Source organism: Rhizobium phaseoli (genome assembly GCF_001664385.1).
Lineage (GTDB): Bacteria > Pseudomonadota > Alphaproteobacteria > Rhizobiales > Rhizobiaceae > Rhizobium > Rhizobium phaseoli.
Window position 1 is genome coordinate 3,274,023 of the sequence record NZ_CP013532.1, and the last position, 13,301, is coordinate 3,287,323.

A 13,301-nucleotide genomic window follows, 5' to 3' on the forward strand; every position below is an offset into this window, starting at 1 on the left:
TCAGGCGGCGTTGAGATCGGCAATTTCGCCATGGCGTGCGAGCAATCGCGGCGAGGTCATGTCGCCGGTTTCCTCGTCGACGATCACGGCATAGGCCGCAACGCCGACGAAACGCCGGGCCATCGCCAAAGCGATCTTTTCGGCGCTGACGGCATTCGATGCCTGCCGCATTTCGCCGGGAACGAGATTGCCGCGGTTCTTGCGGTAAGGAAGGACGATGAACTTCTCAGCATTGGCCACGGCGATAATTCCCGGTTGATCGTTCCGGAAATGTTCTGATTTGTCCGATAAAGTCAACCGGGCGCTGCCGTTGGAATGCCCGCCCCGCCCCTCCCGCAAGCAGGAAGGGCGAGATGGCATTGCGGGTGTCAGGCAGCCTTGGTCTTCACCTTGCGCGCCAGATGCGCCACGACATTCTCGATCATCCGCATGCCGGCATCGCCACCAAGCGTCATGATCGATTCCGGATGGAACTGCACCGCGGCGATCGGCTCCTTGGCATGCTCGATGCCCATGATCGTGCCGTCCTCGCTTTCCGCCGTGATGATGAACTCAGCCGGCAGCGTCGAAGGATCGGCAAAGATCGAGTGGTAGCGGCCGACCGTCACCTCCCTGGCGAGGCCGGAAAAGACGATTCCCGGCTCCAGCACACGGATGCGCGAGGGTTTGCCGTGCATCGGCAGCGCCAGATGGCGCAGTTCTCCGCCATAGGCTTCGGCGAGCGCCTGCAGGCCGAGGCAGACGCCGAAGATCGGCAGGTTGCGGGCCCGCGCCTTCTTGATCGTCGCCTTGCAGTCGAAATCCTTCGGCGTTCCCGGTCCCGGCGACAGTACGACCAGATCCGGATTCAACCGATCGAAAATCTCCTCCGGCACCGGCGTGCGCACGGTCGAAACCGTTGCGCCCGTCTGGCGGAAGTAATTGGCGAGCGTATGGACGAAGCTGTCCTCATGGTCGATGAGCAGGATGCTCACGCCCTTGCCGACGCTTGCGACGTCGCGCTGGATCTTGCCGGAATTGCCGGTCTTGGCGTCTCGGATGGCGGAAAGCATGGCAGAGGCCTTCAATTCGGTTTCGGCTTCTTCTTCCTCCGGAATGGAGTCGTTGAGCAGCGTTGCTCCGGCGCGCACCTCGGCGATGCCGTCCTTGATGCGCACGGTGCGCAGCGTCAGGCCGGTATTCATGTCGCCATTGAAGCCGACCATGCCGATTGCCCCACCATACCATGCGCGCGGGCTCTTTTCATGGCTCTCGATGAAGCGCATCGCCCAGAGCTTCGGCGCGCCGGTGACGGTGACGGCCCAGGCGTGACTGAGGAAACCGTCGAAGGCATCCATGTCGTCGCGCAGCCGGCCTTCGATATGATCGACGGTATGAATGAGACGCGAATACATCTCGATCTGCCGGCGGCCGATCACCTTGACGGAACCGGGCTCGCACACACGGCTCTTGTCGTTGCGGTCGACGTCCGAGCACATGGTCAGCTCGGACTCGTCCTTCTTGGAATTCAAAAGCTTCAGAATCTGCTCGCTGTCGGCGATGGGGTCGTCGCCGCGTTTGATCGTGCCCGAGATCGGGCAGGTCTCGATGCGCCGTCCGGAGACACGCACGAACATCTCCGGCGAGGCGCCGACCAGATATTCCTGATTGCCGAGATTGATGAAGAAGGAATAGGGCGATGGATTGATCGCCTTCAGCCGCTTCGAGATATCGGAAGGCTTGCTTTCGCAGCGCTCCATGAATTTCTGCCCGGGCACGACCTCAAAGAGATCACCCTTGCGGAAGCTTTCCTTGGCCTTGACGACAAGCTCAGCATATTCGCCCGGTCGATGGTCGCTCTTCGGCGGAATGGCATCCGTGTGCTGGAAAGGCTCCGGGGCGATCTGCTCGGCCTTGCCCTCGGTCGTCACGCCGCCTTTCTCGAAATCGTAGCGGTCGATCCAGGCTTTGGCGGCGTAATTGTCGACGACCAGGATCTCGTCCGGCAGGTAGAGCACCATGTCGCGCTGGTCGGAGGGCCGCTTCAGCTTCAGATCGATCGCGTCGAACTGGAAGGCGATATCGTAGCCGAAGGCGCCGTAGAGCCCGAGGCTTGCATCCGCCTGCGAATAGAAGAGGTCGGTGACGGCGCGCAGCACGGTGAAGACCGTCGGCATCTTCGAGCGCTCTTCTTCGGTGAACACCCGGTCCGGCGCCTTGACGGAAAGGTCGAGCCGGCGGGCGGAGGAAGCGCCGAGCACAAGCTCGGGCACTGTCTGCAGCCGCTCGGTGACGAAGCTGAGAAGCACCTCGCCGCGTTCATTGTAGGCTTCGATCCAGACGTCGCGCCCGAAGGAAGAGATGCCGAGCGGCGGATCGACGACGGCGGTATCCCAGCGCGTGTAGCGGCCCGGATATTCGTAGTTGGACGAGAACACCGCGCCGCGGCGCTCGTCGAGCTTGTCGACATAGGAAGAGACCGCGTCGCTGTAGGGGATCGCCCGCCGCTGCCGCGTGACTGATATCCCGCCCTTGGTCTCGTAGATTTCCGCACCATCATCCCGCAGGATCGTTACCATAGTTCCACTCCGTTATCGGGGCCCGGACGACAGGCGGCGATAAAACAAAAAAGCCGCCTCGAAGTTTCGGGCGGCTCACTCGTCGTCGTCTTTGGACACGATTGGTCGAGGCCGCCTCAGCGAGCCCACCACCAAACAGCAATGTTCAAGGACTTGATCATGGAAAAATTGTTAGCCTGAGATCAGCCGCCGCGCAAGAGGCGATCGCACGAATGAAAAGGGCGGCTCGAACGCCGCCCTCCCCCAGCCTTGACGGTGTGCCGACAATCAGAAGGTCTTGGTGAGCGAGACCTTGAAGGTGCGGCCAGGCTCTGAATACCAGTCGCGCGGCTGCGACGCCGTCGCCGAGCTGAGATTGACGTCGCGCACCGCGAGCGCGTTGAAATATTCCTGGTCGAAGATGTTGTAGAGGCCTGCTTGAACGCGCAGGCCTGGCAGCTGTTCCGGCGTCCACCAGCCGGTCAGGTCGACGATCGCATAACCGGGCGCATCGAAGGTCGTGTCGGCGGTATTGGTGACCGGTGTATTGAGGTGGTCGGTCAGCATGCCGGCCGAAAGCGTCGAGGAAAGGTCGAAGCCGAAGGTCTCGTTGCTCCAGCCACCACCGATGATCGCCTTGAACGGCGCCACCGAGCGCAGCCGCTGCGTGGTCTCTTCATTCCTGCCATAGGCATAGGCAAGCGAAGCATGCAGATTGATGCCGTTGTTGAACGTCTTTGCTGCACTGGCTTCAATGCCGGAGATCGTGGCTGCAGCCACGTTCGTGTAATTGAATTCAGTAAATCCGGTCGCGTCGACGCTCGTCACCGTTTCGATGAAGTTCTGGTAGCGGGTGTGGAAAAGCGCGATCCTTCCGGTGACATCGCCCGTGTCAAAATTGGCGCCGACTTCGATGCCGCGGCCGATTTCCGGTTCCAGATCGGGATTGCCGAGCTGGGCGTAGCGGCCAGTGGGGTTATAGAAACGGCTGTAAAGCTCGTCGACGGTGGGCGCACGGAAGCCGACCGCCAGCTGCATATAGAGCTCTACATCAGGCGTCAGGTCGTATGTCGCAAGGATCTTCGGCGACATGGCGGCTTCCGTCCGGTCGCGAAGATCGCCGAAACGGGTAAGGCCAGTATTGTTGGCAAAACCGCCGCCGGTCGAGGGATCGTAGTTGAACCAGTCGAAGCGGAAGCCGGGTGTCAGCGCGAAGCCGGTATTGCCGATCTCGATCTTGTCTTCGACGATAAGCCCAAGGGTCTGGCTGTCGACATTGGGCACTTCCGCCTGGTTGTTCAGCGACGGGCAAGTCGTCGACGTGGGGCACAGAGCCCAGCTATATTGGCTCCAGCTGGAGACGCCGACATCGAGGCCTATGCGAACGGAGTGATCGAGACCGGAATATTCGAAATCCTTCGTCGCGGTGCCGCTGAAGCCCCAGGTTTCGTTTTCGATCTGGTTGTTGCGGCCATAGGCAACATTGGCGGTCGTACGGCCCCTGCTGCCGGCTTCCTTCTTCAAATCCAACCAATATAGCGTGGCCCGCGCGCTGCTGAAGAACGCGTCGGAGGACTGCGCTTCATAATCATAATCGAGCGATACGCGATCGCGGTCACGCAGTTCGCGACCGTCGTAATTATCGGACATGAAGTTGCGAGGGCTGGTGCCGCCCTGAAGATGGCGCAGATCGGTTTTCAGATCCCAGCGGAAGCGTTCCGCTGTCAAGCCGATGCGATGACCGCCTTCCAGCTCCTGGCGCAGTTTGAAGAGCAGGTTGTTCTGATCGAAGTCAGCCGGATTCGCCTCGGTGCGAAGAGCACCGTAGCTGTCGTTATCGCCCATATTGTCGCGTTCATGACCCTTGCGGTAGCCGCCCTGGAATAGGATCGAGGTGCCGCCGATCTGCTTGGCAGCGGCAGCCGAACCGGAAAGGCTCCTGTCTTCGCTGTTATAGGTCGACTTGACGATCGCACCCCAGTCACGGCTTTCAGGAATGACATCCTCCGGCTCCAGCGTATTGAGAACGACTGCGCCGCCGAGCATGCCCGAGCCGCCCTTGCTCGAATCCGCGCCGCGCACGATGTCGAGCGAGGAGAGTGAGTCGAAATCGAAGGTATCACCGCCGCCATTGGCGTTGGCCGGCGCAAAAGCGCCCTGACGCGAACTGTTGGAAATATAAGGAATCGGAATGCCGTCGATCGTGGTCAGGATGCGTGCGCCGGAAAGGCCGCGCAGGTTGAAGCCCGCATCCGCGCGCGAGTAGTTCACGCCTGCATCGACCCTGCGGCCGATGTCGCTATAGTTGGTCACCTGCTTCTCTTGCAGCTGCTTGGCGGTGACCTCGCTCGCCAGCGGCGTGTCGGCGACGCTGCCCGGCGCCGCGCGTTTGCCCTTGACGACGATCTTCTGCAGGACGGTGCTGTCGTCGGCGGTCGCCTGCGGCGTGGTGGCCGGAGCGCTTTGCGCCAAAGACTGCGAAACAGGAAAAGCAGCTGCAACTGCCGTGCAGACCAATAGAACCGAGCGCCAATGCCGGACGATCATAACCTACCCTCTCATGATGATTACCGGGCTGGCTGGTCGTGGCGTCGAACGCTCGAGGGGCTGGCTGGGCTTTTGCGGATGAAGGCGAAGCAGAATTCCGCCTCCTTTTCGCCGCATAAAAAACATGACCATCATTGTCAACATAAAGGGAGGATTTATCTTGAAAGAATTAATCAAGTTTTAGCGATCTTTCGGGGCGTTGCGAAAATGCAACGAAACCCGCCATGATGCGTTATTCCCTCCGCTATCGACATGACGGAACCGGATGCGTTGAGAAAACTTTCGATACTGGCGATCCTTCTCGCCGCAACCGCCATTCTTGCCGGCGCTCGCCTGCCGCTGCACGGCCCATTGCCTCAGGCTAAGCCGGAGCCCGCAGAGACAACCAGCCCTGCACCGCTGCCTGACAAGGCCGAACCGCCTGCACCGGAAGATGTACCCGCGCCCCAACCGAAGCCCGATGCGAAGGAGCCGGAAGCACCGGCACAGGACCGGCCGCCGGCGCCCCAAAGCGAACCAGGAAAGTCCGAAGCTTCAACCCCCGCGCCGGCTGAGCCGATGCAAGGCCCGCCACTGCCGCCGGGCAGGTTAAAAAGCCCGCAGACACCTGAAGAAGAAGAAAAGCCGCCCGCCGAGCAGACGCTTGAAGAGCAGCATCTGACGATCGAACCAGAAAGCGATGCCGAACACGCCGAATGCGCCGCCGCACTCCAGGCGCTCGGCGTCGTCTTCAAGGAAACGCCACGCATCGACGACGGCAACGGCTGCGGCATCGACAAGCCGATCATCGTTTCCGAAGCGCTGCCCGGAATCAAGCTGAAGCCGGAAGCGACGATCCGCTGCCCGACCGCACTCGCCTTGGCCCGCTGGATCAAGGAAAGCGTCGTCCCGGCCGCCTCCGCCGCCCTGCCGGAACAGGGCCGCATCACCACCGTCAACCAGGCAACGTCCTATATGTGCCGCCTGCGCAACGGCGCCGAAACCGGCAGAATTTCCGAGCATGCGCGCGGCAATGCCATCGACATTGCAAGCTTCCATTTCGAGAAAGGCGACGACGTCGCCGTCCGCTCCCGCCGCGGGGACTCGACGCTGACCGGCGCCTTCCAACGCACCGTCAGCGCCGCCGGCTGCCTCTATTTCACCACCGTCCTCGACCCCGAAAGCGACGCTGCCCATGAAACTCATTTCCATCTCGACGTGATCGATAGGAAGGGTGGCTATCGCTACTGCCATTGAGCCTCTCCAGCGCGTGCAACATGTCATCAAGCCGGTTGGCGGGGAACCGAGACGGTGCGGCATATCCTCTTCTCCCCGGCGCGGAGAAGGTGGGAACGAGATGCCGCCTCTCCCGTCCCGTGACACGCCTGCTCAGAACAGCCCCTCGATATAGCCCTGGTCGTTCAGAAAAATCCGCTCCGCCGACGGTGATTTCGGCAGGCCTGGCATCGTCATGATCTCGCCGGTAATGGCGACGACGAAGCCGGCGCCGGCCGAAAGCCGCACCTCCCGCACCGAGACGATATGGCCTTCGGGCGCACCGCGCAGATTCGGATCGGTGGAGAAGGAATATTGCGTCTTCGCCATGCAGACCGGCAGCTTGCCGTAGCCCTGCTCCTCCCAGCTCTGCAACTGGTCGCGCACCGCCTTGTCGGCCGTCACCTCGCCGGCATGGTAGATCTTCGAGGCAATGATTTCGATCTTCTCGAACAGCGAAAGATCGTCGCCATAGAGCGGGTGGAATTTCGCCTGGCCGGATTCGGCCAGTTCCACCACCTTGTGCGCCAATTCCTCGATGCCGGCCGAACCTTTCGCCCAGTGCTGGCAGAGGATCGCTTCGGCGCCCAGCCTGGAAACAAATTCCTTCACCGCCGCGATCTCGGCGTCGGTATCGGAAACGAAATGGTTGATCGCAACGACCACGGGAACGCCGAAACGGCGCACATTGGCGACATGCCGGCCAAGATTGGCGCAGCCCTTCTTCAGCGCCGCGACATCCTCCGTGCCGAGATCCTCTTTCTTCACCCCGCCATTCATCTTCAGCGCCCTGACGGTCGCGACGATGACCGCCGCATCCGGTCTCAGCCCGGCTTTGCGGCATTTGATGTCGAAAAATTTCTCGGCGCCGAGATCCGCCCCGAAACCTGCTTCCGTCACGACATAATCACCGAGCTTCAGCGCCGTCTTCGTCGCCGTCACCGAATTGCAGCCATGGGCAATGTTGGCGAAGGGACCGCCATGCACGAAGGCGGGATTGTTCTCCAGCGTCTGCACCAGGTTCGGCTGCATCGCATCCTTGAGCAGCACCGCCATGGCGCCATCGGCCTTCAGATCGCGCGCATGCACCGGCGTCTTGTCGAAGCGATAGCCGATGATGATATCGCCGAGCCGCCGCTCGAGATCCTTGAGATCGGTGGCGAGGCAGAGGATCGCCATCACCTCGGAGGCGACGGTGATGTCGAACCCGCCTTGGCGTGGGAAGCCGTTGGCGACGCCGCCGAGCGAGGAGACCATGCTCCTCAGCGCCCGGTCGTTCATGTCCATGACCCGCCGCCAGGCGATGCGGCGAATGTCGATATTCTCTTCGTTGCCCCAATATATGTGGTTGTCGATCATCGCCGCCAAGAGATTGTGCGCCGAGGTGATGGCATGGAAATCGCCGGTGAAATGCAGGTTGATGTCTTCCATCGGCACGACCTGCGCATAACCGCCGCCGGCTGCTCCCCCCTTGACGCCGAAGCAGGGACCGAGAGAAGCCTCACGTATGCAGATGATGGCCTTCTTGCCGATCCGGTTCAGACCGTCGCCGAGCCCAACCGTCGTGGTCGTCTTGCCCTCGCCCGCCGGCGTCGGGTTGATCGCCGTGACGAGGATCAGCTTACCATCTTTCCTGCCCGCTTGTGCCGCGATGAACTCGGCGCTGACCTTGGCCTTGTCGTGACCGTAAGGCGCGAGTTGCTCGACCGGTATGCCGAGTTGCGCCCCGATCTCGAAGATCGGCTTCTTGGCCGCCGCGCGCGCGATTTCGATATCGGATTTGATCGACGGCATGGATGCTCCCCTCCCGAGCTCCGCGGCGACGGAGCCGACATTTCCTCTTCATCGGGATAACGAAATATCGGCAGGGTGTGAATAGCGCCGCGCCTTGCGGCTGCCACGCTGGCCGTTTATGTGGCGATCAACGTTGCCGTCCACAGGGTGAAAATATGAAGTCACTGGAACTCATCATCGAGCGCGTCATCCTGTCGAGCCGTTGGCTACTCGTCGTCTTCTATATCGGTTTGGTGCTGGCGCTTGCCGTTTATGCGGTTTCCTTCGGCTACAAATTCCTGAAGATCGCCTCCGGCGTCTTCGACCTCGACGAGGCCGAAATGATTCTTGCCATGCTCGGACTGATCGACGCAGCCCTCGTCGCCAGCCTGATCGTCATGGTGATGATCTCCGGCTACGAGAATTTCGTCAGCCGCTTCGATGAAGCAGGCGAGGCCGACAACGAGGTCTCCTTTCTCGGCAAGCTCGATTCCGGCAGCCTGAAGATCAAGGTCGCCTCCTCGATCGTCGCCATCTCCTCGATCCACCTGCTGCAGGTCTTCCTCAACGCCGACAAATATGCCGATGGCAAGATCATGTGGCTGACGCTCATGCATCTCGCCTTCGTCGCCTCCGCCGTCATGCTCGGTTTCCTGGAGAAGCTGATGAGCGTAACGTCGAAGAATGACCTGAAGGACAAGGCTTAGCCGCCCGAGGGGGCGGCCGCCGGCGCCTCGGCTGGCGGATGGCCATGGCAGACAGCCTCCGCCGGCGCATCCGGCGCGCAATGCGGCATGCCGGGCCATTCGTTGTAAGCCAGCATATCCGTCATCAGTCCTATACGCAGTGCTTCTACCGGTGGTACGATCTTGATGCTGTCGGGTGTGGCGCTCATCATGTGATCGATCACGTCGTCGTCAACGCCCATTTCCTTCAAATAGGCCGTCAAGGCAGCGATGCTCTTCTTTCCGAGCTTGGTGGAACTGGTCTGCCCTGCCACCTTGCGTCCCACCTCTTTGCGAGAGATTTCTTTCCTCTTGCCGTTCACGATCTTGTATTCGATGCGGTAGGAAATGCGCATCTTGTTATAAATCGTCGTGATCTGGTGCACGCCGATGAGCGCCCATTGCGATGCGACGCGCGAGGTGCCGCCGGCAAAGGCCAGCGGACAGGCGGAAAAGCAGTATGCACCGGCCGAATAGGTGTAACCGATCGAGCTGCCGTCCTTGGCGATAGCAGCGTCGCAGCGCGGATCAGCCGTTGGGCAACCTTTCAGCCGTGTGCCGCCGACCGCCGTTTCCAATCCAGCCTTGCGAATCATCCGGCCGATGGCATAGGCGGCATCGACATCGCCGCCCTCCGAACGGAAGACGACCGGCAGTTTTCGTCCGCCCGCCGCCTTCAGAATTTTCTTCAGCCGAGCCGGCGTGTCGGAGGTTATTCGTCCCTCCGCCGATATCCATTCCGGGCAGTTTTCCTGGCAGAGAAGGCTGCGCACGATGACGAAGCGCATGGGCGGCTGCGCAGACTGTTTCTGTTGCTCGGCGGCCTGCGAAGTTGCGGTTCCAATCGGCAAGTTCAAAAGAAGAAAAGCAAGTAACGGCAGAAAAAACAGAGACTTCAGAGTAAAGCTATTCGCAAAGCGCACGATCAAACCGCCCCGGCTATACATTATAATAGACTTAGCAACTGGCTTGACCGGCAGCAAGGCGGATTTCGGCGGCCTCGTCGCCGAGGCTCTTTCGCCATGATTCTCTTCCTGTTAGGCGTCGAAGATATCCACAGCTGTCCCGCATCGGAAGAAGTCAAAAATACCGCAGCGCTACTTGCTCAAGCCTCTGCTCAACCGAGACGGGCGCAGTTGTGACTATTTTTTCACAATTCGAACCAATCGGCTTGCGTTCAGTCAATTCGGACTAGCATCCGCCGGCGTTTCTGTATTTGATAGCGTTAACATTGGGGCTGCCGGAGGCGTATAGATGTCTTACATGACCACCTCTGAAAGACAGTCGTTGCTTTCGGCGGAGCTTGCCGTTGCAGGGACGCGTGGCCTTTTTGCCCAGGCGCTCGGCAGGGTGGCTACGGCCTTCGGGCTGGCGCATGCCACGCTGATGCACGCGCCCTCCCCGGAAGACCTCCTGCTGAAACCGCTGCTGATCGAAAGCTCGCTTCCCGCGGCCTATGTCCGCGACTTCGACCGCGCCAATATGATGCGCGGCTGCCCTTTCGGCTTGCGGCTGAGGGAGTCGGCAGTGCCGCTCGCCTGGCACCTTAACGATGTCGTCAATGGTCAGGCTTTTCCCGCCGAACTGCGCGCCCTGATGCTGCACCATGCGATACCGGCGGGCGTCGCCATGCCGACCATTGCAGTCGACGGCCGCCGCCTGGTTTTCTGGTTCTGCGGCGAGCGCGCCGCACTCGGCCAGAGCGAGGTCAACGAGTTGGCGATCATCATCCTCCACGCCCTCGACGCATATAATACCGTCAGACGGAACGAAGAAAGCGCCCATAATGCGCTGTCGGCACGTGAACTCGAAGTCGTGCGCTGGACCGCACAGGGCAAGACCTCGATCGAAATCGGTCAGATCCTGACGCTGTCGGACCATACGGTGAATGCCTATATGACGAACGCGATCAAAAAGCTCGATTGCGTCAACCGTACCCAATTGGTCGCAAAAGCAATTCGATTGAAGTTGATCAACTGACCGATCAGACGCGAGTCAGCCCACCGTCGACAGGATCGTGCAGTCCTGCGCCCATACTGGCCTCACCGATGCGGAAATCGTCCAGATGCTCGGCGCCTATCGCCGTCTCGGGCTTCTGTCCGCCTAACGATCGAGCACCGAACGGATCTCGACAAGGTTCGAGCGCACCCTCAAAATATAGAAGCCCATGGTGGCGAGATGGCTCGGCATGATCCAGCCATCCTCGCGCCCGTTCGAGATGATCGCCGGCTGGATGCGCAGTGCCGCCTGGAATTGCCGCATCGTGCCGCCCCAGACTGCGCCGAGATTGCGCTCCTGCACCACCTGCGAGAAATCCGACTGTGCAGCGGCTAGAATAGCGTAATAGGCATAGAGCTGACCGTAAGCGAACCAGAACCGGTCGTCGGCGCGCGTGTCGAACCAGCCGCGATTGTGGTTCTCCGAGCGCTCGGCAAGCATGTCGGAGGTGCCGCCGAGATCGTTGGCGACGCGGTCGATGAACTGCATGAGATTGTCGGCGCGGCCATCGAAAATGACATTGCAGGCGGAAAGATCGGTGTTGAATTTGCGCAGGCTGCCGATCGCCGAGCGATAATAAGAGGGCGTCGGCGTCTTTGGCCCGAAAGGGTTGAGCCCGAAATACCAGCTATGTTCGTCGAACTGCAGATTGCCGCGCGCGCTCTGCAGATCATTGTTGATGCCCGACGTGCCACGCACGCGCCCGAGCGTATCGACGAGCTCCGCCGAGGTTCGACGGACTGCCTGGTTGATGCCGCGCTGGAACGACGCCTTGTTGTCGAGGAAGGGCGTGTGATCCCAGTCGATGCCGAAGAAGCCCATCTTGTAGAGCAGCATGGAGGAGATCCATGCATTCTGATTGACGTTGAAATCGGTGAGATCCGCCGTGACGTCGACGATGGCCGAGCGCTGGCAGGTCTTGGCAGTCCCAGCACTTGCCCCCTCGGCAACGGGCAGTTCCTGCCCGGCGGGAACCTTGCGTTCGGAAAGTCGATACTGGTCGACGAAGGCGATGTTGAAATTCGTCCAGACCTGCGTCTGCCAGAAGAAATAGCCGTATAGCACGACGAAGAGCGCCACGAGCGCGATAATAGGCAGCCGGATCATCCAACTCCGGCGCTGATACCAGCCATGCGCGGCAAGGAAGGGCCAGAAGGCCCAGGCGAAAAACAGGCGGGCCCAGCGACCGATCGTCCGGCCGATCAGCCTGAAAAAACCGGCGATCCGGTCAAGCATCGTCGTCTCCTGTCAGGCGAGGCGAGCATCGGAAGATTGCCACCCCATTGCATCCACATATGCGCTCGATGGGCCGAGCACAACACAAGCCCCTCGATTTTTCCGAATGAAAGCAGCGCAGACGCGCCTCGGGCTCAGGAACGCAGAAAACGCAGGCTGATGCGGAAGGGCCGGCGGGCCGTATCGATCAACGGCGCCCCTGGTGCTTCGGGCGACGGTTCGGCATAGGCGGGAAGCCGTCTGGCGACTTCGAGAGCGGCGCGGCCCTTGCGCCGCTCCAGATCCTGGGCGACGAGCATGCCCTTCTCGAACAGGCTGATCGGCGCGGCAATATCGGGAAAGAACTCCGGCTTGATCCTAGCTTTCATGCCCGGCCGATCGGTATCGACCTGCGCCTGATAGATGATGAGCCGCTCCTCGACATCGATCATCAGCTTGTACAAAAGCACGTTGCGGGCGGCGATCTGGCTGTTCGTCGCATCGACGAAGGCCTGAAACAGGCTGATGAAGCGCTCCCGCCGCTGGCTGTCGTCGCGCATCTCGAGTTCCTCGGCGGAGATGCGCTCGGCCTCCGCCTTCAGCGCCCGCCGCTCCGCCTCCATCTGCTCCCAATGCGCCCTGTTGCCGTAGACGCCGATGCGACCCTGCGTCGTCAGCGCCTTGGCGTTGAGCTCCTTCATCCTGAGACGGGCGATATCGATAGAATCGACCAGCCGGCGGCGGTGCTCAACGATGCTGACAAGATTGTGTTCGGCCGCCTTGTGGCGGTCGATGAGCGCAGCGCGCTGTGTGGTGATCAGCCTCGCAAGCGCGTCCGATTTCACCAAAAGGTCGAGCAGCCGCTCGATGACGGGCGCCTCGCGCACACGCTCGGTATACATCCGCCACATCCGCTGGCGCGACGTCCAGCCGGCCATTTTCTCGCGCATCGTCAATCCCCGGAAACTGTCGAGATCTGCCGACACTTCCGCCGTCAGCCGGTCGAGGGAGAAGACAAGCTCGGCCAGCAGAGCGTCCAGCGCGGCGCCATCTGCAATATGGTCGTGAAAGCGCCCATTCTGCTCGAGGAAAACCTCATCGGCCGAATGTTTTTCATCGCTGTCAAAGGCACGGATGCAGGCTGTGCAATAGGCTCCATCGGCCGCGATCTTTTCGGCGAAGCCGCTTGCGGCTTCATAACGGCTGTCGAACGACGGGGCTTTGCGCACCTGATTTCTCCGGGGAATCTCCT

At 60.9% G+C, this 13,301-nt stretch carries 9 protein-coding genes and 1 pseudogene; 3 read left to right on the forward strand and 7 right to left on the reverse strand.

The genetic code is table 11. From position 1 onward, the window contains the following. The 3 genes from AMC88_RS15835 to AMC88_RS15845 form a co-directional block, all read right to left on the reverse strand. A complete protein-coding gene (locus AMC88_RS15835; RefSeq protein ID WP_016733737.1) occupies nucleotides 1–240 on the reverse strand; it encodes a hypothetical protein in 240 nt (79 codons plus the stop codon). A gap of 128 nt (nucleotides 241–368) precedes the next feature. Continuing rightward, nucleotides 369–2,558, reverse strand: a complete 2,190-nt coding sequence (locus tag AMC88_RS15840; RefSeq protein ID WP_016733738.1) for an anthranilate synthase — start codon at nucleotides 2,556–2,558, stop codon at nucleotides 369–371. A 267-nt stretch (nucleotides 2,559–2,825) separates the two neighbouring features. After that, the gene (locus tag AMC88_RS15845; protein WP_016733739.1) at nucleotides 2,826–5,084 is read right to left on the reverse strand and encodes a TonB-dependent hemoglobin/transferrin/lactoferrin family receptor; all 2,259 of its coding nucleotides are present in this window, start codon (nucleotides 5,082–5,084) and stop codon (nucleotides 2,826–2,828) included. A gap of 252 nt (nucleotides 5,085–5,336) precedes the next feature. Between AMC88_RS15845 and AMC88_RS15850 the strand changes: the two genes are divergently transcribed. Next, nucleotides 5,337–6,320: an extensin family protein gene (locus AMC88_RS15850; RefSeq protein WP_012484696.1), complete on the forward strand. Its 984-nt coding sequence runs from the start codon at nucleotides 5,337–5,339 to the stop codon at nucleotides 6,318–6,320. Between the two features lie 132 nt (nucleotides 6,321–6,452). On the opposite strand, the gene AMC88_RS15855 is transcribed toward AMC88_RS15850, so the two are convergent. Further along, entirely contained in the window at nucleotides 6,453–8,132 is a 1,680-nt protein-coding gene (locus AMC88_RS15855; protein ID WP_012484697.1) for a formate--tetrahydrofolate ligase, read from the reverse strand. Between the two features lie 155 nt (nucleotides 8,133–8,287). Here AMC88_RS15855 and AMC88_RS15860 point away from each other — a divergent pair, with 155 nt between their 5' ends. Continuing rightward, nucleotides 8,288–8,818 (forward strand): TIGR00645 family protein, encoded by a 531-nt coding sequence (locus AMC88_RS15860; protein ID WP_004671586.1) that lies wholly within the window; start codon nucleotides 8,288–8,290, stop codon nucleotides 8,816–8,818. 11 nt (nucleotides 8,819–8,829) lie between these two features. On the opposite strand, the pseudogene AMC88_RS15865 reads toward AMC88_RS15860, so the two are convergent. After that, nucleotides 8,830–9,759, reverse strand: a pseudogene (locus AMC88_RS15865) (COG3904 family protein); the annotation flags it as partial. A gap of 331 nt (nucleotides 9,760–10,090) precedes the next feature. Between AMC88_RS15865 and AMC88_RS15870 the strand changes: the two are divergent. Next, the gene (locus AMC88_RS15870; protein WP_004678097.1) at nucleotides 10,091–10,816 is read left to right on the forward strand and encodes a helix-turn-helix transcriptional regulator; all 726 of its coding nucleotides are present in this window, start codon (nucleotides 10,091–10,093) and stop codon (nucleotides 10,814–10,816) included. Between the two features lie 123 nt (nucleotides 10,817–10,939). Here AMC88_RS15870 and AMC88_RS15875 read toward each other — a convergent pair whose 3' ends face one another. Further along, nucleotides 10,940–12,070, reverse strand: a complete 1,131-nt coding sequence (locus AMC88_RS15875; RefSeq protein WP_016733740.1) for a DUF2333 family protein — start codon at nucleotides 12,068–12,070, stop codon at nucleotides 10,940–10,942. A gap of 134 nt (nucleotides 12,071–12,204) precedes the next feature. Further along, nucleotides 12,205–13,278 (reverse strand): hypothetical protein, encoded by a 1,074-nt coding sequence (locus tag AMC88_RS15880; protein ID WP_016733741.1) that lies wholly within the window; start codon nucleotides 13,276–13,278, stop codon nucleotides 12,205–12,207. Nucleotides 13,279–13,301: the final 23 nt, after the last annotated feature.